This is a genomic window from Rhizobium sp. 01N447_2 (assembly GCF_056399245.1).
Window position 1 is genome coordinate 75,027 of the sequence record NZ_JBFTQY010000019.1, and the last position, 26,418, is coordinate 101,444.

The following is a 26,418-nucleotide window of genomic DNA, read 5'->3' on the forward strand; positions in this document are numbered from 1 at the left end:
ACCTTCACATAACAAAAAAACCGGTCGCAAAAGCAGACCGGTTTCAACCCGGTCTTTTTAGCCACTTGTTTAACGTGGCTGCAAGCCGACCGGCCAAATCACCACGGGATAATTCTGCAATACTGCTGTTAGCTGCTTGCGTCAATTCCCCGAGTTTGGTTTTGTCGGCGGCAAATGATGGATGAGGCATGATGGCTCGCGAAACGGGAATTCTGGCGGATCGCGCGATCTCCGCGCTGTTCGAAACGGAGCGTCTGATCTCCGAACGGGAGCTGGACCACGACCAGATCCAGCCGGCAAGCCTCGACCTGCGCTTGGGCGGCAAGGCTTTTCGCGTGCGCGCCAGCTTCATGCCCGGCCCCTCGCATCTGGTGTCCGACAAGCTCGACCGGCTGAGCCTGCATGTGATCGACCTGTCCGTAGGCGCGGTGCTCGAGACCGGCTGCGTCTACATCGTGCCGCTGATGGAGAGCTTAGCGCTGCCGGCCGACATGTCGGCCTCGGCCAATCCGAAGAGCTCGACCGGGCGCCTTGATATCTTCACCCGCGTCATCACCGATTACGCCCAGGAATTCGACAAGATCCCGGCAGGCTATTCCGGCCCGCTCTATCTCGAAATCRGCCCGCGCACCTTCCCGATCGTTGTGCGCCGCGGCTCGCGCCTGTCGCAGATCCGTTTCCGCGTCGGCCAGGCCCTGCTCGGCGAGCCGGAACTGTTGAAGCTGCATGAAAGCGAGACGCTGGTCGCCAGCAAGCTGCCGAACGTTTCGGGCGGCGGCATCGCCCTGTCGATCGACCTCGCCGGAGACAAGGACGGTCTGATCGGTTATCGCGGCAAACATCACACTGCCGTCGTCGACGTCGACAAGAAGGCCGAGCACGACCTCTTCGATTTCTGGGAACCGCTCCACAGCCGCGGCCGCAACGAGCTGATCCTCGATCCCGATGAGTTCTATATCCTCGTCTCGCGCGAGGCGGTACACGTGCCGCCGGATTACGCCGCCGAAATGACGCCCTTYGATCCGCTGGTCGGCGAATTCCGCGTCCAYTAYGCCGGCTTCTTCGATCCGGGCTTCGGCCATGCGCCTGCCGGCGGACGCGGCAGCCGCGCCGTGCTCGAAGTGCGCAGCCACGAAGTGCCCTTCATCCTCGAAGACGGCCAGATCGTCGGCCGCCTCGTCTACGAACACATGCAGGAAAAGCCTGCCAGCCTCTACGGCTCCGGCCTCGGCTCCAACTACCAGGCCCAGGGCCTCAAACTCTCGAAGCACTTCCGCATCTGAGGCTTCCCGGCGGCCGCGACTTGACAGCGGCCCCCATCTGTTGGAAATCTCGCTTCATCGCGGGTGTAGCTCAATGGTAGAGCAGCAGCTTCCCAAGCTGAATACGAGGGTTCGATTCCCTTCACCCGCTCCATTCACCCTCAGGCTGTTCGCCGCCTTTTGAAGGCGCTTCGCGATCTTTTATGAAAAGGGTTGCGCGCAGGCATCGGCTCCTACAAGGACACAGATGGCGCCTCGGCCGCGCGCAACCCCTAGCTTCGCCTTTATCTGGTCTTACTGACGCTCGTCTCAATCCTCCCCAATTGAGAACCCACGTAGTCGCCGTGGCGAAGCTTTGCGAATTCGTCGGTGGCTTGTGCCGGTGCGCTCTTGAAAACGTACCATTGACCGTCCGGTTCGCGTTTCTGATAGATCAGGCCGCCCTTCTTGCGGTGGCTGAAGCAGGTGATTGCCGTCGCCGTTCCGGTCTTGGCGTGCCAGTCGGCGTTGAAGCAGAGTTTCCCCGACTCCGTGATGAACCAGCGGCCCATGCCGAAGGACGGCGAGCCATTTTCCCGCGACCAGGCGGTAAAGCGACGCGCCTTTGTGGAGAAGTAGCCGGCGCCGGCTTTCCACATCCAGGAATTCTGGTTGTAGAGCCGATAGATTTCCGCGCTGCTCATCGGCTTTGCGGTCTCGATCCCCGCAGGCTCATTGGTTCCGGAAGCGGACGCGGCCGTGGCGATACCGCTGGTCAGGGCCACGGCCAGGAGCATTTTTTGAAGCATGGACATGTTCAGGTTCCTTGTTGTTCAATTGATGCTTTCGCGGACGACCCGCCAGTCGGGGCGGCCATAGCCGTCCGGCCACGGATAGACTTCACGGTCGTTGAAGTAGACAACGGCGCTCAGGGCCGGGAACTGGGGATAGCGTTTCGTTACGCTCTCAGCCCAGTTTCGCACGAAGGAATCGTCGCCTTCGTAGCCGAGTTCGGCAACCATGATGGGCTTGCCGTAACCAGCGACACGGGCGTATCCGGGCGCAAGGTGCTCGGCAAACGTCTGGTCACGGCCAGTCTTGTCCCTGTCGTATTGCTCCAGGCCAAAGACCGAGAGCCCGATGAGATCGACGACATCGTCGCCGGGATAAAAGGCTTGAAGCCCCTCATTGCCCTTCGGTGACCACATGTATTTGGCCGTCTTCAGGTGGACCTTGCAGACCTCCACCATCCGGCGATAGGCCTTGGCATAATCGGCGCCCTGCCAATGCGACCAGGAGAACTGGCTGTCGGTTTCGTCCATTTCCTGTCCCCAGCGAATGATGACCGGACTTTTCAGCTTGGCAGCGGTCGAGCAGACGGCGGCCATGTTCGCATCGCGCGAACCGTTGAGGATGCTGTGCAGCAGTTCCTGCGAGGTTTGGCGCGAACCGGTCGACCAGGTCCAGGGCTCGACCGAGATCAGCAGGGTGCGGCCACGCGCTTGCGCATAATCGTCGGCGAGGGCGAGCGTGCGCAGATCGACATCTTCCCAGGGCAGGAAGAGGTGTTCGATCTTCGAATCGGGCGAGGCGCCTAAATCTCCGTGCGGATCATAGGCGCCGAACGTGATCGACTCCTTCGTGACGACCGGCATTTTGGTCGGCGGCGCGATGGACGATGTCGTCATTGCAAGCGGCTGCCCTTCGGCAAAGCTGCCCAGAGCGGTCGGCAGGACCGCGACTCCCGACAGCAACAGGCCGGTTAACGACAACAGGGCTATTTTGGATGGGCTATGCATTGTGTATTTCCTCCACGCTCGGCCGCACATCCGGGTGAGCGGCATCCGTTCTCAGTTGGATCTCCTCCGGATCGGAAATCCATCGTGGTTTGAAGAAGATCGTGCGCAGGGCGGTCCCGCCTCGGCCTGCACCGGAGGCGGCGTAGCGCTCTTCGAACAGCTGAAGGCGGCCGCTGCCCCAGGCCAGTGCCTCGGTCGCATCCTTTCCGCGCATGATGGTGGCAAGCCCCGGCAGCGCGACGAGCGCAAGCAGCACGGTCGCCATCGCCGGACGGTAGAAACGCGGGGCCGCCGCAACCGTATTTTCCTTCGAATGACGCCCGACGATGACCAACAGCAGCGCGCAGTAGGTTGCCGCGTTCAGGATGGTAAAGAAGTACCCCCCCTTGGAGGCGCCGGCATCACCGATTGCCAGGGCAGGTAATACCGCCATGAGCGCCAGCAAAGCGTAAGGCGCCAGGACACGCACCGGCAGCAGATCGACTTCGGACCGGCCTTTCGGGGTGACGCGGAAATCGACGAAGGAGCCTGTCACAAAATCGTGCACCGCAGCCAGCGTGCCGGCGAGCGCCCAAGGCCAGCGCGCGAAGAGAAAGAGCATGCATTCCCAGCTCAGGATCTTGGCGTCGTAGGGGCGGAACGAGCTGCTGGCGCGCCAGCGATAAGCCATCACCACGAGAGCGATAGAAAGCGGTGCGAAATGCGCCAGGAAATCGGGATAGGTCACCGTCACGAAATTCTGGCCGCGCACGAGCGCGATGATCGGCAACGCAAACATGAGCAACATAAAGAACGCAAAAAGCGGATACCAGAGTTGCGAAAAGAGGAACTGGAACTTGAGCCGGGGCGGCAGCCGGCCGAGGAGGCTCGGCGAGTACCGCAACAGCACCATGACCAGGCTGCGCGACCACTGGAATTCCTGCGTCACGAGATCGCTGAAGGTTCTGGGGCCGTCACCATGGGCGATGGCATCCAGCGCATGCACACCCCGCCAGCCGCCGGCATTCATCATCAATGTCGTTGAATGGTCTTCAGCCAACTCCGGACCGAGGCCGCCGATCTGTTTGAGGGCGACGGTTCGTACCGCGTAATGCGACCCTATGCACATCGGCGCCAGGCCGCCATTGTAACCGGCTTGGAGCGAGCCATGCATGCTGGCCTCGGCATAGAGCCTTCCACGTGCCGACCAGCTTTCGGAAGCGTTCTTGTCGCAAATGCTGGGGGCCGAGACATAGCCGACCTTTGGATCGGCGAACGGACGCAGCATGTGGAAGAGATAGTCGGGCGCGGGAACATGATCCGCATCGAGTTGCGCCACGAAATCGTAGCGGCTGTAGCCGTAGTGGTCGTAGAAGAAGGCGAGGTTGCCTTCCTTGCACCGCGTGCGTCGGGGCCACGACGTCCGATGATAATCGGATCGCCCCTTGCGGGTCGAGACGAGGACCCCGTGACGGGAGCACCAGTCGAGAGTCTCGGGGGAAGGGTCTTCGTCGGCAAGCCAGGTGTCGTGTTCCACCTCCTGGGCAAGCATTGCCAGCAGGGTTTCACGGACGACCGAGAAGGGTTCGGCCGGCGCCTTGGTCACGACCATGGCCACTCGACTGCCCGCCGGCAGGCGCAAGGGACCGTTCGGTCTTGCCGCCCGATAGAAGACGACGATGAAATAGGCCGGCAGAGCGGTAACCCAGGCAAGAACGAGGCTCACCGTAATCGTGCCGAAAGCATCGACGTGATGGCGCGGCTCCAGCCACCAGATCCAGAAATAGGCGAAGGCGCAGGCCCATACGGCCGCCGAGAACAGATATTCGGCCCGCCGATGTCCGGTCAGAACCGGGACAAGAAGCGGCTCGTGGGAGGGTTCCGGAGCATGCGTCGCTTGGGTAATCGCAAGTTCGGTCACGCGCGCGCCTCCAGTCCGAAGAACGGAGCCGCCGTCCGCACGATGGTTTCGAGGTCGGAATATCGAGGCTGGAAGCAGAGCGTCTCGCGGGCCAGGCTGGCGTCGGCGTAGAGGCTGGCCGGATCGCCCGGCCGGCGTGGATGGATGACGACCGGGACTTCGCATCCGGTCGTTTCCTGGATCACGCGCAGCACTTCCCTGATGGAAAACCCCCGCCCGGTGCCGAGGTTGACAGCGAGGTTTGCTCCGCCTTTGGCGAGATGGGTGAAGGCCTGAACATGGGCGCGCGCGAGATCTGCGACGTGAATATAGTCCCTGATGCAGGTGCCGTCAGGGGTATCGTAATCATCGCCGAATATCTCCAGGTGCGGAATCCGGCCGGCCGCGGCCAGCAGCGCCCGCGGAATGAGATGGGTTTCCGGAACATGCCATTCGCCAAGCTCGCCGTCCGGATCGGCTCCACAGGCATTGAAGTAACGCAGGGCAACATACCGCAGGCCGTAGGCCGCCGCATAATCGGCGAGCATATGCTCGAAGATCAGCTTGGTCTTGCCGTAGGGATTGATCGGAGCCTTCGGCAACGTCTCATCGATCGGCAGCACGGAAGGGACGCCGTAGACGGCACAACTCGATGAGAAGATGACGTTCTGAAGCCCCGTCTGCCGGCAGGCATCGATAAGCGACAATGCACCGCAGACATTGTTGTTGTAATACTTCGCCGGGTTTTGCACGGACTCGCCCACGTAGGCCGAGGCGGCAAAGTGGATGACGGCATCGGGAGCATATTTCTCGATGACCTCGATCAGGCATGACGTGTCGAGGACGTCACCTTCGACGAAAGGGCCCCAGCGCACGGACGAACGGTTGCCGGTCGTGAGATTGTCGTAGACGACAGGCTCAATCCCCTCCGAGCGGAGGAGCTTGGCGGTGTGGCTGCCGATATAGCCGGCACCGCCCGTGACAAGGACCCGGCGCGCATCCATCAGACGGCCTCCAGTTCGCGTGCCGGACGAGCGAGAAGGCCATCGAAATAGTCGATCGTCTGACGCAGGCCGCTCGACAAGTCGATCTTCGGCCGCCAGTCGAGTTCCTGCATGGCAAGCGAAATATCGGGGCGACGCTGACGGGGATCGTCAACCGGCAGAGCGCGATGGATGATTTGCGACCGGGAACCGGTCAATCCGATCACCTGCTCGGCCAGCTCCCGGATCGTGAATTCGCCCGGATTGCCGAGATTGACAGGCCCCGTCAGCGACGACGGTGAGGCCATCATGCGGACCATGCCGCCGATGAGATCATCGACGAAACAGAACGAGCGGGTCTGCGAACCGTCGCCATATATGGTGATGTCTTGCCCCGTCAGGGCCTGAACGATGAAATTCGAGACGACGCGGCCGTCGTCCGGACGCATCCGCGGGCCGTAGGTGTTGAAGATGCGGATGATCTTGATCTCGACGCCGTGCGTCTTGTGGAAGTCGAAGAACAGCGTCTCGGCGCACCGCTTGCCCTCGTCATAGCAGGAGCGTGGCCCGAACGAATTGACGTTGCCCCAGTAGCTTTCGACCTGCGGGTGGACGTTCGGGTCGCCGTAGACTTCGGAGGTGGATGCCTGAAGGATACGTGCGCCGGTGCGCGCGGCCAGCTCCAGAAGGTTGAGGGAGCCCAGCACGCAGGTCTTTGTCGTATGGATCGGATCGGCCTGATAATGCGGGGGCGATGCCGGGCAGGCGAGGTTATAGATCTCGTCGACTTCCAGATCGAGCGGGTGGACGATATCGTGGCCGACGACATTGAAGCGATCGACTCGCTTCAGATGGACGATATTGCGCCGCATGCCGGTGGAAAAGTTGTCGAGGCAGATCACCTGGTGTCCGGCGGCCAAAAGCGTCTCGCACAGATGCGATCCGAGGAAACCTGCACCGCCGGTGACAAGAACTCTCTTGGGAGCGCGATGTATTCCGGATGGATTATTTGCATCAAGAGCCGAAGCTTGTACAGAGCGCGCACGAATCTTACCAAGATAGTTCACGACTACCTCCCGTGTTTTCAGATTTTGCTATGGGATATTCGATATTTACTTCGATATATCGCGAAACCAAGTCGTTCGATCATGCGAATATTTTATTCGTCCGGTTTTTCTTCTGGAAAGAACCGATGTTTATTTAGATACAGCTAAGAAAGGCAATTGTCGTTATCCTCGCGTCCTGGAAATTATCGCTCCGTACATTTCGGAGCGAAAAGGAATATGATAAACAACTCATGGAGGTGACTCTTCGGGCACTTCCGCTTTTTCAGACGGAGCTCTGCGGAGATTTCAGCCGCAAAAACAATTGCTTTTCTCAATTTTCATGGCTCGGGTCGGGTTATGCGCTGGAGGAATTGGATGGCTACAGGGTCTGAATCCGACGATGATCCTGCCGCGGAACAGGAACGGCCGGCGCATATGGAGCGGCGGCGCTGGCCGCGTGAACCGGCCATGCGTCAGGAACGCCCGCCCCATGCCTCCCCTGCACTCGTGCCGCTGCGATTCTCGACGCAGGACCTGCCACCGGCAGAACAATTCCAGGCCTGGCGGGCACATATGGCGCCGCTCGTGGATGTTCATCTGCCGGAGGGAAAATCACCGGAAGACGGGTTCCTCGCGGAGCAGATCGGCTGGCATCTCGGCGATATCCTGATCGTCCAGCACCGCGCGCATGCCCACAGATATGTCCGCGATCAGGCCATGCTTCGATCGAGCCCCATCGACCATTGGAACGTCGCCCTGCAGCGCAGCGGCCAAGCCTGGACTGAGGTCAACCGTCGTGTCACCGAGACCGGTGCCGGCGAGATATTTTTCATGTCTCTCGGCAGCCCCTATCGCGGACGGACGACTGATACCGAAGCTTTGCTGGTGTTCCTGCCGTATGAGCTGCTGGCTCGCGATGCGAGCCTTCTCCAGAGCGCCGGCAACACGGTTCTTTCGGGCAGCCACGCCGAGTTGCTCACGGGCTATCTCACGGGCCTCGAAACGAACCTCGGCAATCTGACGATAGAGGAAGTGCCCCGGATCATCAAAACCATCGGCGATATGGTCGTTGCGGGCGCCGCATCGTCCACAAGAACTGATACCGGTCAAAACCAGACCAACATGGGACTGATGGAGCGGGCGCACCGCTACATTCACGTCAATCTCCATTCGGAAAACTTGACACCGGACATGATGTGCCGCGCGTTGGGGATTTCGCGCACGCGGCTTTACCAACTGTTTGAGGCGAGCGGAGGCGTGCTCAATTATATTCGCAAGCGGCGATTGCTGCAGGCCTATGCGGATCTCAGCAATTCGGCCGACCACAGGCCGATTTCAGAAATCGCAGAAGCCGCCGGTTTCGAGGTCGCCGCCAATTTTACGCGCGCCTTCATCCACGAATTCGGGCTGAGCCCGCGTGAAATCCGAAGGACGGTGGCAACCCAACAGCGGCCGGCTCCGGCCATCAGCTCCACGCGGCGTTACGGAAAAACGATCGGTGATTGGCTGGCCCTGACGGGTTGATCCGGCTCGGGCTGAAATCCGGACTAGAAGTCCGTTAAGCGGCGATCGACGCGCTTGCCGAAGACACCGCGGACTTGATCCAGACCCATGGCCTCTAAACCGCCTGTTGCGGTCTATGATGCCTGCTCCTCTCCTTTTCATCTTCGCACTGTGCAATGATGAATGCAGCTTTATGCTGAACAAACCGGTTCGCGCCAGATGCGATCTCAGGGCCTCCGTTCGCAATTGAGGGTATATTTCCCGTCACCGCTCCATCTCCCGCAAACCACGCCGACCAAGCCTAATCCCCGAAAAAGCGGATCGGCTTGTATCGGCGATGTGCGATCATCAGGCTCCGGTCGGGTTGGATGATGTAGGTTTCTTCCACCTGCTGGCCGTACTGGTCGATGAAATCATGCGGAAAGGCGGAACCAACAGGCGATTTGGTGAGCTTGGTGCGCGGTTGGCCGCTATAGGTGATGCTTCCGGGGATGGGTTCGAGGCCCGGTCCGCTGTAGCTGACGGTGTTGCATCCCGCGACAACGAGCGTGCCGACGAGGCCGATGATTGCAGGTTTCATGTCCATCCCTCCCATTGCGTTGAATAAAATCACTCTACACCTCGTCGGATAGGGCTCACGACACGAATGCTCATGCCGCTCTTCAATCCTTCGGGAAGCGTCGCCGGGGACGTCGTGATCGAGCGGCCGGCGGGACGCCACATCCATCTGTTGATATTAGGGTGAGAATCCCGTTCCTCCAGACGCGCCGACGCATCCATTGCCGAAATCGATGCCTTCTGCTAGATCGGCATCGTCGAAAAAGGCAGGATCGGTTGAGGTAAGCCCGGTCCCTTCCATTGGAGCGTCAAGAGCGCTCTCACGGAAGCTCTGCTCCGTGCCATGGCACGAGAACCCGCGACGTGATCCGCATCAAGATGCGGGATCCCGGCGGCGTGCGGAGACGGCAAAAGGCAGTCCCGGGATTTTTTCGAACGGAGACTGTCATGCGCTTGAACCACCTCGACTTCCACGTACCCGATATCGCTGCCACCGCGGATTTTTTCATCCGCCATTTCGGCCTGAGACTTAAGGATATGCGCGGCCAGAACGGCCTGGCGATCCTCGAAGACGATGCCGGCCTCGAAATCGTCCTCAGCCACGCAATCRCAAAATTCGGCACCGCCGATCAGATGGAGATCGGACGCCAGACCTATCACATCGGCTTCATTCTGCCCGAAAAGGCGGAAGTCGATGCGGCCCATGCCGGGCTTGCTGCTGCCGGTGCTGAGCTGTCCGGTCCGCCGGCCGCCATGCGCGGCGGCTGGCTGTTTTATTGCACGGCGCCTGGAAACATCCTCGTCGAGATCGGCTGGCGGCCGGGCTAGAAGCAATTCCAGCAAAAGTGTGCAGCGGTTTTGCGTCCGGAATTGCGCAAAGAAATCGGCCCTCGCAAATAGAAAGGGCGGCCGCAGCCGCCCTTGCCAATGCCTGTTTTGACCGGCTCAGAATTCCGTCCAGTCGGGATCCTGGCTCGGCGATGTGCTGCTGCCGGCGCCGAAGGCGTTGGCGATTTTCTGACCGAGCGCACGGGCCGGCGAGGCGGCCGGGCGGGCAGCACCTTCGCGGGCGACGCGAATCGGGGCTGCCCTGGCTGCCGGGCGGGCGGCAGCGCGAGGTGCTGCTGTGGCGATTGRCGCACTAGTGGTGAAGCCGCCGGTGCCGGTCAGCCTGAATTGGCCGAGCAGGTTGTTGAGCGCTGCCGCTTCCGTTGCCAGGTTGTGGCTGGCGGCGGTGGATTCCTCGACCATCGCTGCATTCTGCTGCGTGCCCTGGTCCATGGAATTGACGGCGGTGTTGATCTCCTGCAGGCCGATCGACTGTTCGCGGGAGGCTTCGGCGATCGCGTGGACGTGCTGGTTGATCTCCTGCACCTCTTGGACGATCGCGTCGAGCGCCTTGCCGGTTTCGCCGACCAGCGAGACGCCGGTCTGCACATGCGTGCCGGAAGCGCTGATCAGCGCCTTGATCTCCTTGGCGGCCTTGGCCGAGCGCTGGGCGAGCTCGCGCACTTCCTGGGCGACGACCGCAAAACCCTTGCCGGCTTCGCCGGCACGGGCGGCTTCGACGCCCGCGTTCAAGGCCAAAAGATTGGTCTGGAAGGCGATGTCGTCGATGACGCCGATGATGTTGGAGATTTCACCCGAGGACTTCTCGATCTGCTGCATGGCAGAGACCGCCTTGCGGACGATCTCGCCCGATTTCTCGGCGCCGAGGCGGGTGCGGGCGACGAGCTGGCTCGCCTCCTCGGTACGCTTGGCGGCGTCGCGCACGGTCGTTGTGATCTCCTCCAGCGCCGCTGCCGTCTCTTCGACGGAGGCCGATTGCTGTTCCGTCCGCTGGGAAAGCTGGTCTGCGGAAGAGCGGATTTCATTGGCGCCGGCGCCGATCGCCCGGGCATTGGCGCCGACCGTATGCAGGGTTTCGTTGAGCTTCTCGACCGAGTTGTTGAAATCCTCACGCAGCGCATCGAGATGCGCGACGAAGGGCTCGTCGATATGCGAGGCGAGATCGCCGGCGGCAAGGCGGCGCAGGCCGTCGCCGAGCGCGGTGACGGCGCGTTCCAGTTCGGATGCTTCGCGGACCTTCTGCGCCTCGCGTTCGCGGCGCTCGCTGTCGCTGAGATTGCGGTCGGCTTCGGCGCGCGCCTCGATCCGGCCGCGCTCGATCGCATTGTCGCGGAAGACCGAAACGGCCTTTGCCATCTGGCCGACTTCGTCGCCGCGGTCGAGGCCGCTGACATCGCTTGTTGCATCGCCCTCGGCAAGCCGGGTCATGCGCTGGCGCAGCTGCGTCATCGGGCCGGCGATGCCCTTCTGGGCGACGACCACGCTGAAGCCGACGGCGGCGAGAACGGCGATGCCGATCAGCACGAAACAGAAGACGATCCGTTCGTTGACGGAAGCCGAGAGCGCGTCGCCGCCATCGTTGAGCATCGTCATCATCGCATCATTGTTGGCGATCATCTTCGGCGTCAGCGCATTGAGCTTGGCATTGATCAGGGCAACATTCGAAAGCGCACCGGCGCTGTCCTTGGCCTTGCTCTGTTCGACGATCTTGTTCGCCAGGGTTTCGATCTCATCGATTCCGGCCTGGATTTCATCGATCGCCGGCTTGCGGCTGGGCACCAGCGCCAGCGCCTGCTTCATGCGGTCGCGCGCTTGCGGCAACTTGCTCGGTATGGCGAGCGCCGCCTGGAATTCGGGCGTATCGGGCTTCATGTCGGCAAGCAGGGTGACCTGCAGCACCGAGGCCACCGCCGATGCGCTGGCGCGCGCGCTCAGCATCGAGGCCTGCGCCTCATGATCGATGAAGGCGCTATAGGCCGCGTCCGCACGGCGGAACTCGGAAATGACATAGATCAGCCCGGCCATCGTGATCAGCCCCATGAGCGCCACGACCGATATGATTTTTGTGCGGATTTTCAGATGCTTCAGCATGGAAATGTCACCCGATTGACGGGCGTGCTCGCGCGCCCGGTGCTTTTGAAATCAATTGTTGCAGAAAACGCTGCTTCAATATCGCGGTTTAGGGATTACGTTTGGGCTGACGATTGCATCATGCGATCGGCTGGCGGGGTCCGATGTCGTCGCAACAAATAAAGGCGATATTCTTTAATTCCGCGCTAACAGAAGGCGGCGGATGACTGTGATTTTTAGGGGCTGACTTGTCATGGGAATCGAGACGACGCCTCAAATCTCATCCTTGCCCAATCGGGCTTTGCTTTCGCAAGCGGCCCTGGCGACTGTTCGGGTTCAATGGAACGGCGGACGGAGACCCACGCTCTCCCACGGGCTTGGTGTCCCAAAGGTGCCGGCAAGGCGGATGCAAGGAGCGCGCACGGTACGCCGTTCATTGCCTTTCGCTTGCGCTCAGCGCATTCGCGGCTTTGCCGCTCACCCCCTCATCGCCTCGCTATCGCTCCGGCACTTCTCCCCGTTTACGCCGCTGGGGAGAAGAGGTATGTGGCAGCCGCCGTCGTCCCCTGCTCCGCGACCACTGGAATGAACAGAAGAAGTGGGCACCTGACAGTTGGCCTCCAACCCGGGGCGGATGGGTGCGATCCGCCCCCTACCACCCAATCCAACTGGTACAAAATTTCCGAATATGCTAATATTAGAAATGCGATGGCTTCTGGCGTTACCGATGGCTGGACTTGCTATGGCGAGCCCGGCTGCGTCAGCGCAGACGTTGTTCGACGCGGTGGCTTCTGGCGACAGGCATGCTTTGGAGCAGGCGCTGGCCGGCGGCGCCAAGGTTGATGACCGGGCCGCTGATCAGGCAACGCCGCTGATTGCCGCTGCATTGGGCAAGCAAGCCGATATTGTTGAATTGCTGCTGAACAAGGGGGCTGACGTCACTGCGCGCAATTCCGGCGGCTTCACGCCGTTGCATGCGGCGGCCTATGCCGGAAGTGCTGCGATCGCACGGCAACTTCTCGCCAAAGGCGCGTCCCTCGACGATGCAGCCAACAAGGCGGGCGTCACGCCGCTGATGGTGGCGGGCGAGCAAAACCATCTCGATGTCGCCGAGTTGCTGATCGCTGAGGGAGCGGACCCCAGCCACCCCGAAATTCACGGTTACCTGCCGATCACGCGCGCGCTCTGGAAGGGGAACAAGGATATCGTTCACCTCTACAAGCAGCACGGGGTCACCTGCCCGCCGGCAAAAATTCTCGGCAGTGAAGAATGGTATCAAAAGTGTCTGAGCTATTGATGGGAGGACGGATCATGGTCTCACACCGTAAATACGCAAAGCCTGTGCATGTCATCAAGGGAGCAGCCTGTCTCGCTCTCTTGCTCGGTTTTTCCGCGCCCGCGTTTGCCGATGGCCGCGTGAATACCGGCTACTTCGGCGGCGTCGCGATTGGTGGCTACGATACGGTCGCCTATTTCCTGGATAACAAGGCCGTCAAAGGCTCGGAGCAATATTCCTATGAGTGGCTGGGCACGCCCTGGTACTTCGCCAGTGAAGCGCACCGCGAACTCTTCAAGGAAAATCCGGCGAAATATGCCCCGCAATATGGCGGTTATTGCGCAGGAGAGGTCGCCGTTACCGGCTCGGTCACCGTCAACATCGATCCGGAGGCTTTCGCCATCGTCGACGGCAAACTCTATATTACCTATGACAAGGTGCACACACAGGATTTTGCCGCGCATGTTGACGCCGCAGGGCCAAAGGCCGACGCGAACTGGCCTAAAAAGCAGGCTGAGCTGGCACAGAATAACTATCGCTGAGGCATAGTCGCGTCATTCGTCCGCAGTGAAATGAAACACCTTGCCCGAGTTTATATAGGTGTAGGATTTACCGGTCCCGTCGCCCCTGATGTAAACCGGACCACAATCGGGCCGCCCGAACATGTTCTCGCTCTGCTCGCACAAGAAGTCGTGATCGACATGGAGCTTGGCTGTGTACATGCGTGTCATCGAGCGAAATCCCGCGCTGCCATCCTTTGCGATCTGCAGGATAGCAGGTTGACCGCCAGGTTCGAGCTGGCCTTGCCAGGTGTGGCCGAAAACGAGGGAAGCGAGTGCCGCACCCTTCACCCGGTCCTTTTCATCAGCGGTGAACCCGAACGGCCACTCGGGCAAGCCGGCCTGGCTGAGCGCGTCTATGATGAGCGTCAGATCTTCGGGGTTGCGAAAGTGGGCATAGCCGATCCGCCAGGCAGCCAGGGACCGTTCGTTGAAGGTTTCAGATCCTGATAACAGCTGTAAGCCCTCGGCAGCCGCTGCCCGCGCCTCGGCCAAGCGGTTGGCGCGTGCGTAAGCGGCTGCGAGCACGATCCTGAATTCGCTGACTTCAGGAGCGTCGTCGCGAACGCGTTCGAGAGTTTCGACGGCTCTCGCGGTGTCATCTTTCACCAGAAAGACGAGACCGGCGATTTCCCGGTCGATGGCGGAGAGATCGGGGTCGAGCCTCAGCGCGGTTTCCACCGCGACACTTGCCTCGGCGTGGTTGCTGGCAAACAGTTGAACATAGCCGAGCGCGATCTGCGCTGCCGCATCTCCCGGGCCGAGTGCTGTGGCGCGCTCAGCAGACTCAATCGCCTCCTCGTAACGGCGATCGACGACCTGCATGATGCCGAGAATGGCGTAGGGCGACGAGAGATCAGGATCGAGTTTCAAGGCGATGCTTGCCTTCTCGTAAGCCCTCTTCCTCGCAAGCGCGCTCTGCATGATGTCGTTGAAACTGGCGCGCCAGATATTCACGGTGGTGCGCGCGTCGAATGCAAAGGCCTCGGCGAAAGCGGGGTCCAGCGCCTCCGCCTTGTCGTAGAATGCCAGCGCCTGCTGCAGCCCGTCGCGCTTGCCGCTGCGCGCCGCCTGCTCGCCGCGCAGGAAGTTGTCGTATGCCTCGAGATTTTCAGTCGGCACCCTCGACAGCCGCTTGGCTTCGGTGGCTGACGGCTCGATGCCAAGCGCGCTGACCAGCTCTCGCCTGAGATCGTCCTGGATGGCGAAGAGATCCGCAGCACTTCGGTCGAAGCGGTCGGCCCAGACGTTCTTGCCGCTGGCCATGTCGACGAGCTGCACATTGATGCGCAGTTGCTCGCCGACTTGGCGAACGCTGCCTTCGACCAGGTAGCGCACGTTAAGCGCGCGCGCCGCATCCGCAAGCACGACGGGCTTGCCCTTGTAAGCGAAGACAGAATCGCGGGCGATAACATCGACGCCGGAAAGCTTGGCGAGATCGGTGATCAGGTCTTCGGTGATGCCGTCGGAAACATAGTCCTCCTTCGGATCGCCGCTGAGATTGGCAAATGGCAGGATCGCGACCGACGTCCGTTGCGGCGCGGCAAGGTTTCGCCATTCGAACTGCCACGCAAGGGCAGCGAGAACGATCAGCAGCGCCGCAATCCCGATCCCCGACAGGACCATGGTGCGCGCACGCGGCCGACGGAACCTTGCTGCCACCTCCCCCGCCTTGCCGGCATCGAGATGAACGCGGTAGACCCGAACCGGGTCCGGAATATTCTTCAGCCGCTGCTCGCCAAGGTTCGTGAAGCCGACGTCGGCCTTGTGAAAGACGTGATCGAAGGCGGTGCCCGAGATGCAGATGCCGCCGGGCTCGGCCATAGCCTCYAGCCGCGCGGCGACATTGACGCCGTCGCCATAGAGATCGTCGTCCTCGACGATGACGTCGCCGAGGTTCACACCGATGCGGAAACGGATCTTCTGCGCGTCCGGCACATCGGGGTCGTGCCCGGCCATCCGTCGCTGGATCGCCGCCGCGCACTGGACGGCATCGACCACGCTGGCAAACTCCACCAGCGCCCCGTCTCCCATGAGCTTGATGATACGGCCGTGAAACTCCGCAACGGCAGGGTCGAACAGCGCGCTGCGGCAGATCTTCAGCCTTTCCAGCGTGCCGACCTCCTCATTCCCCATGAGGCTGCTGTAACCAACTACATCAGCGGCCAAGATCGCGGTAAGCCGTCGCTCCATATCTGCGCCTTGCGCGATCCACGCTGGCTCAGGCATTTTTTCGGCCAGGTGGCGCCTTGGAACGCTATTCCCGAAAGCTGAGTGTGTCCAGCCGCGGCTTGGCTCCCTCTTCTCCCCAGCAGAGCTATTAGATTCACGCCTGGCGTCGGCGGATCTCGGCCGGAGATGTCGCATGAAGGCCGTCCCTCTGCACGGCGGCGGGGTCCGTCTCACTCCCACACATATTCCCCACCGCGCATGACTCTGCTACATCTCGCCGACGCCGCAATGCTTCGCGCTTAACCCAGAGACCAAGATCAAGATGATGCAATCCAAGCTGGCATCCCTGACTCTGAAGGGTTTTTTCGCGTTCGGCCTGTTTCTGGGGGCGCTTTTTTCGAGTTTTGCCGCATCCRCTCAGCAGGCGTCCCCCTCGCTGCCGCTGCTCTTCGATGCGCGCGAACGTCTTGCGAGGCCCGATCTATCCTCGCTGGTGCGCCTGCGCTTCCTGACGTCGGTCGATTTCCCGCCCTTCAATTTCACCGATCAGAACGGCAAACTCTCCGGCTTCAATGTCGACCTCGCCCGCGAAATCTGCAGCGAACTGGAGATTTCAGACAAGTGCCAGATCCAGGCGATCCCCTTCGCCGACCTCAGGGATGCGCTCGCCGCCTCGCAGGGTGATGCCGTCATCGCCGGTTTTGCCGTGACGCCGGAACTGCGCCGGCAATTCGTCTTCTCCAGACCCTATCTGATGCTGCCGGCGCGCTTCGTGCGCAATCTCGCCGTGCCGCTCGACGGAAAGACGGCTTCCGCCCTTTCCAGCCACCCGGTCGGTGTCGTCAGGGGGACGGTGCACGAGGCGATGCTGGCCGCCTTTTTCCCCACGCTCAAGGCCGAGCCGTTCGACACAAAGGACGCCCTGCTTGCGGCGCTCAGGGACCGCAAGGTCGATGCCGCCTTTGCCGATGCGCTGCAGCTTTCCTTCTGGGTCTCTTCGCCGGCATCAGCCAAATGCTGCGCGCTGTTCGACGGTCCCTATCTTTCCGAGCATTTCCTCGGCGAGGGCATGACGATCATGCTCCGGCAGAAGGACAGCGTGCTGACATCCGCCATCGACCACGCGCTCGCCACGCTGTCGCGCAACGGCCGGCTTCAGGAGATCTATCTGCGCTACTTTCCCTACGGGCTCTATTGAAGCCGCGAAAAGACGCGGGACGCGTTTTGGCCTTTAGCCTTTGCGGAACCGGGCAATCGCACTGCGCTCGATCGCCGCGCAGGTGAGCTTGTCGAGGCCGAGCCGGTCACGCAGCAGGCTGAGCAGCCGCAACTCCTCCGCCTTGACCGAGAGATCGGCGGATGCCACCTCGACGGCCAGCGCATAGGCCGTGTCGTAGAGTTTCGCGGGCAGGGTGTCGCGCACGGTTTCGAGCACGACGTCGAGACCTTCCGGTCCGGCGAGCAGCGAGGCGCAGTCGCGCGCCACCGCAATCAGCTTGTCGTCATCGAAATCCCGGAAAACAGGCAGGAATCCGATCAGTTGGCCGATCCTCTCCAGCTCCCTGTCGTTCATCGTGCTGTCGACGGCGGATGCCATCACCATCACGTAGATCAGCGCGTCATGGGCAGAAAGCGGCTTGTTCATCTCTGATTCCTTTTTCGATCAGCCCAGATTAGGAATTGGTAACAGTCATTACAAGGGATCGGCCCGATCCGGGCTGTCCGATCGCTTGTCATGGCTGCCGGTTTAATTGCGGCGCGGATCGTCGCCGTAGAGGCCTTTTCCCGCCTGCCTGGCCTTTTCGGCGGCAGATGTAAGCGGCGAACCCGCCGCCGGTTCCGCCCAGCCGTTTTCGGCAAGCCATGCGCTGAGATCCTCTGTGCCGAGCCGGCAGGCAGTCGTTACGGTTTCCTTCCACTCCACGGTCTGGAGATCGCAGGTGACGGCGCGGTTGCGCAACAGCAGGCGCAGCGCCGTCTTCGCCATCATGCCGCAGGGCCATTGCCGGCCCGCCGGCCCGCAAATCCTGTCGACCGGCGTCGGCACGATGCCGGCAAGCTGAAGCCGGCGCTCGCCGAAGGACAGAATGCCGGCATTTTCGACCGCCGGCCGCGCCAGCTCCATCGGCTTTTTCGTAGCCGGACTTGCCGCTTGCCCGCCAGCCGTCTCCGCTTGTTGCGGGACATCGGCCGGTTGGGGTGCCACGCCGTCGCCTGGCCCCGGGGCAGGCGGTTCCGCCGGTTCCACTGACCGGGCGATCATTTCGGCACGGTCGTCCGAGATTGTCGCACCTTCGCCGGCCTCGGGGGCAGCACCCGCCGGTGCGGTCGCCGGCTCCTCGGCGGACGCCGTCTCTTCGCCGGCCGTGCCGCCGCCAAGCCTTGCTTCGCCCGCCATCAGCAGGCCAGCCACCACCGCCATCCCCGTGATACCTGTGATGAAGGCGGCAGGGCGCATGGAATATCTTCCTATTGGCTGGCCCAGATGATGCGGGCGATCCAGTCGACGTCGGAAAGCTCGAAGGTGCGGTTGGGATGTTCGGGATTGAGCGACATCAGCTCGATCGACCGCGGGCTCTGGCGCAGCAGCACCTTGGCCATCACCTCGCCCTCGTTTGTGCGCACGACGACGCGGTCGTTGCGGCGCACCTGTGCCCCCGGCTCGACGATCAGCACGTCGCCGTCGCGGTAGAGCGGCAGCATGCTCTCGCCCTGCACCTCCAGCGCATAGACGCCTGATTTCTGTGCCGGGGCTGCCGGAAATTCCACCACGTCCCAGCCCTGGCCGGCCGGAAAGCCGCCATCGTCGAAGAAGCCGCCGGCGCCGGCTTGAGCGAAGCCGAGCAGCGGAATGGAGTTGCCTCGCTGGGGAAATGCGCCTTCCTGCCGTCCGAAAGCACCGTCCGGCCGCATGAAGGCCAGAAACTGCTCCATGCTCGCCCCCGTCGCGTCGAGCACCTTGGCGATCGATTCCGTCGAGGGCCAGCGCAGCCGCCCGTCGGCGGAAAGCCGTTTCGATTTGTTGAAGGAGGTCGGGTCGAGGCCGGCGCGGCGCGCAAGTCCGGATGGCGTCAGCTCGTGCCGTTCGGCAAGCCTGTCGAGCGCTTCCCAGATCTGGTTGTGTGACAGCATGCGCGATTCCGTCGCGGCTCATTCAACGCCGCGCTCCAACCCGGCGGAATATTAACCGACCGCGCCGCCTGAGTAAAGATAGAAGAGGAATAAAATCCTGTTGCCGAAGGGAATGCGTCGCTCAGGCGACCATCGCCATATTGATCTTGCCGAGCTGGATCACCGCCTGCGTCCGGCTGTCGACATCGAGTTTCAACAGGATCGCCGAGACATGCGCCTTGATCGTCGCCTCGGAGACGCCGAGCTCGTAGGCGATCTGTTTGTTCAGCAGCCCTTCGCCGAGCATGGTCAGCACCCGGCTCTGCTGCGGCGTCAGCGTATGCAGGCGGTGGATCAGATCGGCGACATCGGGATCCTGCTCCTGCCCGTCGCGATAGCTTTCCGGCGTGGCAATGTCGCCGGCAAGCACCGTCTGGATGCTGCGGCGAATGTCGTCGATGCCGGAGGATTTCGAAATGAAGCCGGAAGCACCAAGTTCCAGCGCCCGGCGGATCGTCGTCGCGTCGTCGGTTGCCGAGACAATGACGATCGGCAGGCTGGCGAATTCGGAGCGCAGCGCCATCAGGCCGGAAAAGCCACTGACTCCGGGCATGGCGAGATCGAGCAGCATCAGGTCGGCATCCGCATGGGCGCCGGCCGCCCGGCGCGCGGCAGCGAAATCGCCGGCCTCGACGATCGATTGCCGGCCTTCCATGCCGATCACCGCCTGGCGCAGCGCGTCGCGGAAAAGCGGATGATCGTCCGCAATGATGATGGTGTGTTCCTGCATCGAAAACTCCCTCCCAAGAGCCCGATCATGCCGGCATGTGCCTCCGCCCCTCCGCGTTGCACGCCAGCTTGCTCATACCGACTATATCAGATCAGGTCTTCTGCGGAAGGGGATTGGTGTTTTCCTCGGCCTGGAACTCCTTCACCATCCCCATGAAACTCTTCATCATCCGCTCCATGATGCTGATCGAACGGTCGACCTCGGCATCGCTCGGCAACGCGCGCTGGATCACGCCGCCCTGTTCGAGCGCCGTCACCCGCTTTGCCAGCCGGTCGAGTTCGTCCTCATAGGCCGCCCGCTCGTCGGCTGCCATCCGGCAGACGAGGGCGCCGTCCTTGTCCTGGCAGATCGACATTGCCCCGGTCTGCCGGTCGAGCCGGACGAAATGGTCGCCGCTCTTCTCCAGCTGGAAGCGGCTTGCATCGGCTTCGACGGCCGCCGCGGCCAACGGCATCAGAAAAACGCCAAGTGTGATAACGAATGCCTTCATTGTCTCATCCTCCGGATTTTCTGGAGCATGATGCCGAAAAGTGTGCGCGGTTTTCGGATGACATCATGCTCTAATTCTGTTCCAGCTGCCCCCGTTTTTCGCGCCGGGGCGTGGACATCGCCGCCTCTTTCCGGCAAAGCCCTCGTGACCAAGGAACAGCCTATCGTGAGGCCATGATGACCCTGACACCGACCCTTTACAAGATCGTGACGGAAACGCTCTGGCAGCAAGCCAGACAAACCGGCACTTTTCATGGCGCCGGCATCGATCTCAAGGACGGCTTCATCCATTTCTCGACCGCGGACCAGGTGAAGCAGACCGCCGCCCTGCATTTTGCCGGCCAGTCCGGCCTGTTGCTGATTGCCGTCGATGGCCGCGGCCTCGGCGACAAGCTGGTCTTCGAGCCCTCGCGCGGCGGCGATCTCTTCCCGCATCTCTACGCCGATCTGCCGCTGGCCACCGTGCTCTGGGAGGCGCCGCTGCCGCTCGACGAAGCCGGCGCCCATGTCTTTCCGGAGCTGCAGCCATGATCGATCCCTTCAAGCGTCTCGCCCGCAAGGGTCTCTTCCTGTTCGATCCGGAAACGGCGCACGGCATGTCGATCGCCGCCTTGAAATCCGGCCTCGTGCCTGCCTGCCAGCTGACGCCCGATCCGCGCCTGCGCCAGACCGTTGCCGGCCTTACCTTCGAAAATCCGCTCGGCATGGCCGCCGGCTACGACAAGAATGCCGAAGTGCCGGAGGCGCTGTTGAAGCTCGGCTTCGGCTTTACCGAGATCGGCACGGTGACGCCGAAGCCGCAATCCGGAAATCCGCGGCCGCGCATCTTCCGCCTGGTGGAGGACGAAGGCGTCATCAACCGTCTCGGTTTCAACAATGAAGGCCATGATGCCGCCTTCGGGCGCCTCGCCGCGCTAGGGGGCGGTGGCATGATCGGCGTCAATATCGGCGCCAACAAGGACAGCGAGGACCGCATCGCCGACTACGTCGCCGGCATCCGCCGCTTTTATTCCGTCGCGCGCTATTTCACCGCCAACATCTCCTCGCCGAACACCCCCGGCCTGCGCGACCTGCAGGGGCGCGAAAGCCTTGCGGTACTGTTATCAGCCGTGCTTGCGGCGCGCGACGAGATGGCAGCGGCATCCGGCCGGAAGATCCCGGTCTTTCTGAAGATCGCGCCTGATCTGACCGAGGAAGGCATGGACGATATCGCCGCGGAAGTGCTCTCGCATGCGCTGGATGGCCTGATCGTCTCCAACACCACGCTGTCGCGCGATGGCCTTAAGGATCAGCGCCAGGCGAAGGAGGCGGGCGGTCTCTCCGGCGTGCCGCTGTTCGAAAAGTCGACGGCGGTGCTCGCCAGGATGCGCAAGCGCGTCGGCCCTGATCTGCCGATCATCGGCGTCGGCGGCGTGTCCTCGGCCGAAACCACGCTGGAGAAGATCAGGGCGGGCGCCGATCTCGTCCAGCTCTATTCCTGCATGGTCTATGAAGGCCCCGGCCTGGCCGGCGATATCGTCCGCGGCCTGTCGAAACTCCTGGACCGCGAAAAGGCCGTCTCGATTCGCGAGCTGCGTGATGTCAGGCTGGATTATTGGGCGGCGCGGAAGGTCTGATCGGCCCGCGACCGCACCAGCATCGCCAGGAAAAAACCGCGGAAGAGCAGGAAGGCGTTCATCGCCAGCCATAGGCCATGATTGCCGAAGAGCGGCACGAAGACCGCGAGCATCAAGAGATAGCCGGCAAAGGACATCAGCATCCGGTTGCGCATGTCGGCCGACCATGTGGCGCCGATGAACACCCCGTCCATCAGGAAGGCGAGCGCGCCGGTCAGGCCCGTCACCGCCGCCCAGGGCAGATAGGTTTCAGCCGCCTGCTGCACCTCGGGTGAGGTCGTCAGCACCGAGATCAGCCAGGGGCCGGCAAGGAAGAAGAAGGCGGAACTAACAGCGGCCAGCCCAAAGGACCACAAGGTCGTCAGCTTCAGCCCGCGGTCGAAGGCTGGCCGGCAATGCGCGCCGATCGCCCGGCCGATGATCTGTTCGGCGGCATTGGCAAGGCCGTCGAGATAATAGCCGGACAGCAGGAAGAAATTCATCACTACGGCATTGGCGGCAAGCGTCACCGCGCCAAAGCTGGTGCCGATCCGCGTCATGATGGTGAAGGCGCCGATCAGCACGAAGGTGCGGATCAGGATGTCGCGGTTGAGTGCGAACAGCTCAGCCAGCCGGTGCCGGGAAAAGACTTCGGACCATGCCGGCCGGGCTGCCTTGCCGAAGCCGCTGAGCACGATGAAAAGCCCGGCGAGCGCGCCGACGGTTTCGCCGGCCATCGTTCCCCAGGCGACCCCCGCCACGCCCCAGTCGAGCGTCAGGCCGAGATAGATGGAAAGCAGGATGTTGATGCCGTTGATAACAGCCTGCAGCAGCAGCCCGATATTGCCCTGTCCGCGCCCGAGCACGAAGCCGAGGATGGCATAATTCGCCAGCGCTGCCGGTGCTGCCAGCATGCGGATCGAGAAATAGGTGCTGGTCGCCTGCGCGATCGCGCCTTCCGCCCCCATCAGCCTCAACCCCGCCGCCATCAGCAGCGGCGAAAGACAGAGCAGCGCCAGACCACAGCCGAGCGCCGAAATCATCGCCCGGGAAAAGACCGCCTGCTGCTCGTGCTGGTCGCGCCGGCCATAGGCTTGCGCCGTCAGCCCGGTGGTCGAGGCGCGTAGGAAGTTGAAGCTGCCGAGGATCAGATCGAACAGCATCGCGCCGATCGCCAGCCCGGCCAGCGCTTCCGCATTGCCCATACGGCCGACGACGGCGGTGTTCGTCAGCCCGAGCAGCGGCGTCGTCATGAAGCCGAGCGTCATCGGAAGGGCGATCGACAGCACCAGCCGGTGCGTCACGTCGAATGCAAGCGCGTTGTGATTGCTGCGTGTATCCATGCCGGCCTCGTCACGGCAGCGCCACGCGTCGTTTCAGACGCGCAACAGACGCTGCATCACTTGAACTGCTGCAGGCGGAATCACCTCAGCTGGAAAGCACCATGGCCCAATAGGGCAGGTTCCTGGAAGATGTATTATGGGCGACGGCAACGCCAAGGCCGTCATAGCGTCCGAGCATGTTTTCCAGGTGATGCGGCGAGTTGATCCAGGCCGTTACCACGGCATCGACGCTCTGCTGGCCGGCGGCGATATTCTCAGCCGCTGGCAGCCGCACGCCGCTCGCCTTGACCCGCGCGCCGAAGCTGTCGGTCATGCCCATCAGATGCGCCATCTTGCCGGCGCTCGCCATGCGTTTCGCCTGGAACAGGGCGGCGGTGGTCGCCGCCGGATCGACGGCAAGCGCCGGCAGGCCGTGTTTGGCCCTGAGCTGGTTGACGAGCGGCAGCACGCTCGCCGTCTCGTCTTCGCCGTCCGACGGCGTGCCGGCCATCCGCGGGGTCGTGGTGCAGCCGGCGATGCCGGCGGCGAGCGCAAGTCCGGAAAGGCGTAGCAGGCCGCGTCTGGAAAGATCGATGGATGTCATGTTACCGGCGGTAGCTGAAAAGACGAAGGATGACGAAGAGCGGGATGACGATCGTCGCGCCGAGGATGAGATAGTCGCCGACGCGCCCAAGCGCCGAGAAGCCGCGGTACCAGATCTCCAGGATGAAATCACGTATGCCGTAGATGATGCCCCACGGCGTCAGGCCGAAGACGGTCATGACGAAACCGACGATCAGCGACACCACGATAAGCTTTATCAATGTGCGGCCGATTGAATCGCCGAGGAACCTGTTCGCCTGATCGGACATAAGCCATCTCCTGTTTGCCCTTGGAATAAGGTCGCGGCGTGCTGCCCGCAAGCCCTTTCCGGAATTGGCCGCTTCGCCTCTGAAATAGGACTTGAGTTTTTTTGTGGCCGCCGCCAGATGCGGGCCGACGCATGTCGCGCAAAAGTGTGCAGCGGTTTTGCGGCAACGACATGCGTAAAAGAAACAGCTACAGGTCCATTGATGCAGCCCCACCAGCTTTCCTCCGGCGATGTCATTGCCGACCGCCGCGCCGACTATGCCAGGATGCTCGAGGAAGGCGGCGAGCCGGAAGCGGCTGCCGAGCTGATGGAGCAGGCCCTCGAACTCGTGCCCGCCTGGGCAGCCGGCTGGTATCGCCTCGCCACCTATCTGGAAGAGGCGGGCAGGGGTGAAGCCGCGATCGAGGCCTATCGCAAGACGCTTGCCCTCGATCCCGAAGACATTTTCGGCGCTGCCCTCAAACTCGCCCTTCTCGGCGACGCGGCCACGCCTGACCTGCCGCCGAGCCGCTATGTCGAGCGCCTCTTCGACGACTATGCCGATCGGTTCGAATCAGCACTTGTCGATAAGCTCGACTACAATGTCCCGCAGAAGCTCGCAGCGCTCGTCGCCTCCACCGGCAGGTGTTACGAACTGGCCGTCGATCTCGGCTGCGGCACCGGCCTGCTCGGCCCGGAAATCCGTAGCTTTGCCGGCCGCCTCGAAGGCTTCGACCTCTCGCAGAACATGCTGGCGAAGGCTGCCGAGAAACGGGTCTATGACAGTCTCGCCCAGGCCGATCTCTCGCTCGCGCCCGAGCTCTCCGGCCTCTTTGCAGATGCGGCGCGCCGTCGCGCCGACCTGGTGACGGCAGCCGATGTGCTGATGTATCTCGGCAATCTCGAAAGCGTCTTTGCCATCGTTGGAGAGCTCGCTGCACCAGGCGCCGATATCGCCTTTTCCGTCGAGGATGCAGGTGAGGGCGACGGCTTTCACCTCGCTCCGTCGCTGCGCTACGCCCATTCGGAAAGCTATGTCAGGATGCTTCTTGCCCGTCACGGCTTCCAAATCCTCAAGATCGTCAAATCGGTCATTCGCAAAGATGGCGGAAAACCGGTTTCCGGCATTCTGTTCCTTACGCATAAGCCCGTGTGAGCGAACATTTCTTGCGATTTTTTAATAGGTCAGCATTGCTTACCTATTTCGCTTGATCGAAAGGCCGAAAAACCCGATACTGCACCGCATCGGCAGAGAGCTTGGCAATTAACGCCGAGGCGCTCGGGCTCCTTTCATGATCCAAAATTCCGTCGCGCGCAGATCTTCCCAAGCGCGTTCTTGAACTCGTCTGCCGTGGAGACTGGCGACATGACACGGCTCATCAATGCCCTTGGCTTCTGGAATACGACTGCGACGCGCCACACCCCGATCGAAGATGTACAGGGCATATTCTCCGGCAGCTTCGTTGCGGCGCTCGGCCTTTATGTGCTCGCCAGCGCCGGCCTTCTCACCGGCAGCACGGCCGGCGTGGCCTTCCTCCTGCATTATGCCTTCGGCGTCAATTTCGGCCTCGCCTTCTTCCTGCTCAACCTGCCGTTCTTCTATCTCTCGTGGAAGCGCCTCGGCATGGCCTTCACCATCAAGACCTTCATCGCCATCGGCCTGACCTCGGTGCTTGCCGATGTGCAGTCGCGCTTCCTGTCCATTTCGAGCATTCATCCGGCCTGGGCGGCCCTTCTCGGCGGCCTGCTGCTCGGCTTCGGCCTCCTGGCGCTTTATCGCCACCGCGCCAGCCTTGGCGGCGTCGGCATTCTCGGCATCTACCTGCAGGAGCGTTTCGGCATCCGTGCCGGCCTCGTCCAGCTCGCGATCGACATGTGCGTGCTCGCCGCCGCCTTCTTCGTCACCACGCCGCCTGTCGTCTTTTATTCGGTGCTCGGCGCCGTCGTCCTCAACCTCTTCGTCGCCATCAATCATCGCGCCGACCGCTACATCGCGCTTTAGTTTTAAGCATGTCGTTATCGCAAAACCGCCGCACACTTTTGCGCGACATGCTCTAACATTACCAATCGGTAAGCCATTCTAAATAAAACGTAACTTGCCTGTGATCGGTCTCGGCGCCAAACTCTGCTCGCGCCGGATTTGATGAGGTGAACTATGTCAGATTTGGAAAAGCTTGTGAGACGCCGTATGCAGGAAGAACGCGCCAAGGGCGCTTCCGCAGAAGAAATTGCGAAAGTCGTCCGAGACATATTCAACAGCATGGACCTCTCGGGCAATCGGTTTGACGCCGTTGCCGTACGAGCCACCAGRGATCACGAGTGATC

The 26,418-nt window shown here is 62.0% G+C and carries 26 protein-coding genes, 1 tRNA gene and 1 riboswitch; of the genes, 11 read left to right on the forward strand and 16 right to left on the reverse strand.

What is annotated here, in order from left to right:
* Nucleotides 1-36 precede the first annotated feature (36 nt).
* A riboswitch (SAM riboswitch) is annotated at nucleotides 37-115 on the reverse strand.
* Nucleotides 116-188: 73 nt separating this feature from the next.
* Nucleotides 189-1,283, forward strand: coding sequence for a 2'-deoxycytidine 5'-triphosphate deaminase (locus AC1ECN_RS16310; protein WP_477953540.1), 1,095 nt, complete (start codon nucleotides 189-191; stop codon nucleotides 1,281-1,283).
* A 59-nt stretch (nucleotides 1,284-1,342) separates the two neighbouring features.
* Nucleotides 1,343-1,416, forward strand: a tRNA-Gly gene (locus AC1ECN_RS16315).
* 130 nt (nucleotides 1,417-1,546) lie between these two features.
* On the opposite strand, the gene AC1ECN_RS16320 is transcribed toward AC1ECN_RS16315, so the two are convergent.
* The 5 genes from AC1ECN_RS16320 to AC1ECN_RS16340 are packed head-to-tail and all read right to left on the reverse strand — an operon-like array spanning nucleotide 1,547 to nucleotide 6,969.
* Entirely contained in the window at nucleotides 1,547-2,056 is a 510-nt protein-coding gene (locus AC1ECN_RS16320; protein WP_130671889.1) for a DUF995 domain-containing protein, read from the reverse strand.
* A gap of 18 nt (nucleotides 2,057-2,074) precedes the next feature.
* The gene (locus AC1ECN_RS16325) at nucleotides 2,075-3,013 is read right to left on the reverse strand and encodes a glycoside hydrolase family 26 protein (RefSeq protein ID WP_130673478.1); all 939 of its coding nucleotides are present in this window, start codon (nucleotides 3,011-3,013) and stop codon (nucleotides 2,075-2,077) included.
* A 19-nt stretch (nucleotides 3,014-3,032) separates the two neighbouring features.
* Nucleotides 3,033-4,940 (reverse strand): glycosyltransferase family 2 protein, encoded by a 1,908-nt coding sequence (locus AC1ECN_RS16330; RefSeq protein ID WP_130671890.1) that lies wholly within the window; start codon nucleotides 4,938-4,940, stop codon nucleotides 3,033-3,035.
* Nucleotides 4,937-5,923, reverse strand: coding sequence for a UDP-glucose 4-epimerase GalE (galE, locus tag AC1ECN_RS16335; protein WP_130671891.1), 987 nt, complete (start codon nucleotides 5,921-5,923; stop codon nucleotides 4,937-4,939). Before galE ends, AC1ECN_RS16330 begins: the two co-directional genes overlap by 4 nt.
* Nucleotides 5,923-6,969 (reverse strand): UDP-glucuronic acid decarboxylase family protein, encoded by a 1,047-nt coding sequence (locus tag AC1ECN_RS16340; RefSeq protein ID WP_130671892.1) that lies wholly within the window; start codon nucleotides 6,967-6,969, stop codon nucleotides 5,923-5,925. The genes galE and AC1ECN_RS16340 overlap by 1 nt, the downstream gene beginning before the upstream one ends.
* Nucleotides 6,970-7,323: 354 nt before the next feature.
* On the opposite strand from AC1ECN_RS16340, the gene AC1ECN_RS16345 reads away from it, so the two are divergent.
* Nucleotides 7,324-8,472: a helix-turn-helix domain-containing protein gene (locus AC1ECN_RS16345; RefSeq protein WP_075226183.1), complete on the forward strand. Its 1,149-nt coding sequence runs from the start codon at nucleotides 7,324-7,326 to the stop codon at nucleotides 8,470-8,472.
* A 280-nt stretch (nucleotides 8,473-8,752) separates the two neighbouring features.
* Here the strand turns inward: AC1ECN_RS16345 and AC1ECN_RS16350 are convergent, their stop codons facing one another.
* Nucleotides 8,753-9,031: a hypothetical protein gene (locus tag AC1ECN_RS16350; RefSeq protein WP_018072426.1), complete on the reverse strand. Its 279-nt coding sequence runs from the start codon at nucleotides 9,029-9,031 to the stop codon at nucleotides 8,753-8,755.
* 425 nt (nucleotides 9,032-9,456) lie between these two features.
* Here AC1ECN_RS16350 and AC1ECN_RS16355 point away from each other — a divergent pair, with 425 nt between their 5' ends.
* A complete protein-coding gene (locus tag AC1ECN_RS16355) occupies nucleotides 9,457-9,837 on the forward strand; it encodes a VOC family protein (protein ID WP_477953543.1) in 381 nt (126 codons plus the stop codon).
* 117 nt (nucleotides 9,838-9,954) lie between these two features.
* Here AC1ECN_RS16355 and AC1ECN_RS16360 read toward each other — a convergent pair whose 3' ends face one another.
* Nucleotides 9,955-11,949 (reverse strand): methyl-accepting chemotaxis protein, encoded by a 1,995-nt coding sequence (locus AC1ECN_RS16360; protein WP_477953545.1) that lies wholly within the window; start codon nucleotides 11,947-11,949, stop codon nucleotides 9,955-9,957.
* 682 nt (nucleotides 11,950-12,631) lie between these two features.
* Here AC1ECN_RS16360 and AC1ECN_RS16365 point away from each other — a divergent pair.
* Complete coding sequence (locus AC1ECN_RS16365) at nucleotides 12,632-13,225, forward strand: ankyrin repeat domain-containing protein (protein ID WP_024321031.1); 594 nt, start codon at nucleotides 12,632-12,634, stop codon at nucleotides 13,223-13,225.
* A 14-nt stretch (nucleotides 13,226-13,239) separates the two neighbouring features.
* Nucleotides 13,240-13,746 carry a YHS domain-containing (seleno)protein gene (locus AC1ECN_RS16370; protein WP_130660860.1) on the forward strand — a complete coding sequence of 169 codons (507 nt, stop codon included), beginning with the start codon at nucleotides 13,240-13,242 and terminating at the stop codon, nucleotides 13,744-13,746.
* 12 nt (nucleotides 13,747-13,758) lie between these two features.
* On the opposite strand, the gene AC1ECN_RS16375 is transcribed toward AC1ECN_RS16370, so the two are convergent.
* Nucleotides 13,759-15,957 (reverse strand): adenylate/guanylate cyclase domain-containing protein, encoded by a 2,199-nt coding sequence (locus AC1ECN_RS16375; RefSeq protein WP_130660861.1) that lies wholly within the window; start codon nucleotides 15,955-15,957, stop codon nucleotides 13,759-13,761.
* Between the two features lie 301 nt (nucleotides 15,958-16,258).
* Here AC1ECN_RS16375 and AC1ECN_RS16380 point away from each other — a divergent pair, with 301 nt between their 5' ends.
* On the forward strand, nucleotides 16,259-17,134 hold the full coding sequence (locus AC1ECN_RS16380; RefSeq protein WP_477953548.1) for a transporter substrate-binding domain-containing protein: 876 nt from the start codon (nucleotides 16,259-16,261) through the stop codon (nucleotides 17,132-17,134).
* 33 nt (nucleotides 17,135-17,167) lie between these two features.
* On the opposite strand, the gene AC1ECN_RS16385 is transcribed toward AC1ECN_RS16380, so the two are convergent.
* The 5 genes from AC1ECN_RS16385 to AC1ECN_RS16405 all read right to left on the reverse strand — a co-directional run bounded on the left by AC1ECN_RS16385 (nucleotide 17,168) and on the right by AC1ECN_RS16405 (nucleotide 20,327).
* On the reverse strand, nucleotides 17,168-17,581 hold the full coding sequence (locus AC1ECN_RS16385) for a tellurite resistance TerB family protein (RefSeq protein ID WP_018072434.1): 414 nt from the start codon (nucleotides 17,579-17,581) through the stop codon (nucleotides 17,168-17,170).
* A gap of 102 nt (nucleotides 17,582-17,683) precedes the next feature.
* Nucleotides 17,684-18,394, reverse strand: a complete 711-nt coding sequence (locus tag AC1ECN_RS16390; RefSeq protein ID WP_130671895.1) for a thermonuclease family protein — start codon at nucleotides 18,392-18,394, stop codon at nucleotides 17,684-17,686.
* Nucleotides 18,395-18,405: 11 nt separating this feature from the next.
* Nucleotides 18,406-19,068 carry a S24 family peptidase gene (locus AC1ECN_RS16395; RefSeq protein ID WP_018072436.1) on the reverse strand — a complete coding sequence of 221 codons (663 nt, stop codon included), beginning with the start codon at nucleotides 19,066-19,068 and terminating at the stop codon, nucleotides 18,406-18,408.
* A gap of 121 nt (nucleotides 19,069-19,189) precedes the next feature.
* Entirely contained in the window at nucleotides 19,190-19,837 is a 648-nt protein-coding gene (locus AC1ECN_RS16400; protein ID WP_018072437.1) for a response regulator, read from the reverse strand.
* A gap of 91 nt (nucleotides 19,838-19,928) precedes the next feature.
* On the reverse strand, nucleotides 19,929-20,327 hold the full coding sequence (locus AC1ECN_RS16405; RefSeq protein ID WP_017958869.1) for a hypothetical protein: 399 nt from the start codon (nucleotides 20,325-20,327) through the stop codon (nucleotides 19,929-19,931).
* Between the two features lie 176 nt (nucleotides 20,328-20,503).
* On the opposite strand from AC1ECN_RS16405, the gene AC1ECN_RS16410 reads away from it, so the two are divergent.
* Together AC1ECN_RS16410 and AC1ECN_RS16415 are read left to right on the forward strand one after the other, a co-directional pair.
* A complete protein-coding gene (locus tag AC1ECN_RS16410) occupies nucleotides 20,504-20,857 on the forward strand; it encodes a DUF952 domain-containing protein (protein ID WP_130671896.1) in 354 nt (117 codons plus the stop codon).
* Entirely contained in the window at nucleotides 20,854-21,942 is a 1,089-nt protein-coding gene (locus AC1ECN_RS16415; RefSeq protein WP_130671897.1) for a quinone-dependent dihydroorotate dehydrogenase, read from the forward strand. Before AC1ECN_RS16410 ends, AC1ECN_RS16415 begins: the two co-directional genes overlap by 4 nt.
* Here AC1ECN_RS16415 and AC1ECN_RS16420 read toward each other — a convergent pair.
* The 3 genes from AC1ECN_RS16420 to AC1ECN_RS16430 form a co-directional block, all read right to left on the reverse strand.
* On the reverse strand, nucleotides 21,918-23,264 hold the full coding sequence (locus AC1ECN_RS16420; RefSeq protein ID WP_130671898.1) for an MATE family efflux transporter: 1,347 nt from the start codon (nucleotides 23,262-23,264) through the stop codon (nucleotides 21,918-21,920). The two genes, AC1ECN_RS16415 and AC1ECN_RS16420, sit on opposite strands and share 25 nt — an antisense overlap.
* An 85-nt stretch (nucleotides 23,265-23,349) precedes the next feature.
* On the reverse strand, nucleotides 23,350-23,847 hold the full coding sequence (locus AC1ECN_RS16425; RefSeq protein ID WP_018483937.1) for a CAP domain-containing protein: 498 nt from the start codon (nucleotides 23,845-23,847) through the stop codon (nucleotides 23,350-23,352).
* Nucleotide 23,848: 1 nt separating this feature from the next.
* The gene (locus AC1ECN_RS16430) at nucleotides 23,849-24,115 is read right to left on the reverse strand and encodes a DUF6460 domain-containing protein (RefSeq protein ID WP_026238480.1); all 267 of its coding nucleotides are present in this window, start codon (nucleotides 24,113-24,115) and stop codon (nucleotides 23,849-23,851) included.
* A 201-nt stretch (nucleotides 24,116-24,316) separates the two neighbouring features.
* On the opposite strand from AC1ECN_RS16430, the gene AC1ECN_RS16435 reads away from it, so the two are divergent.
* On the forward strand, nucleotides 24,317-25,249 hold the full coding sequence (locus AC1ECN_RS16435) for a class I SAM-dependent DNA methyltransferase (protein WP_130665443.1): 933 nt from the start codon (nucleotides 24,317-24,319) through the stop codon (nucleotides 25,247-25,249).
* A gap of 210 nt (nucleotides 25,250-25,459) precedes the next feature.
* Nucleotides 25,460-26,095, forward strand: a complete 636-nt coding sequence (locus AC1ECN_RS16440; protein ID WP_130671899.1) for a YitT family protein — start codon at nucleotides 25,460-25,462, stop codon at nucleotides 26,093-26,095.
* The last annotated feature ends 323 nt before the right edge of the window (nucleotides 26,096-26,418 follow it).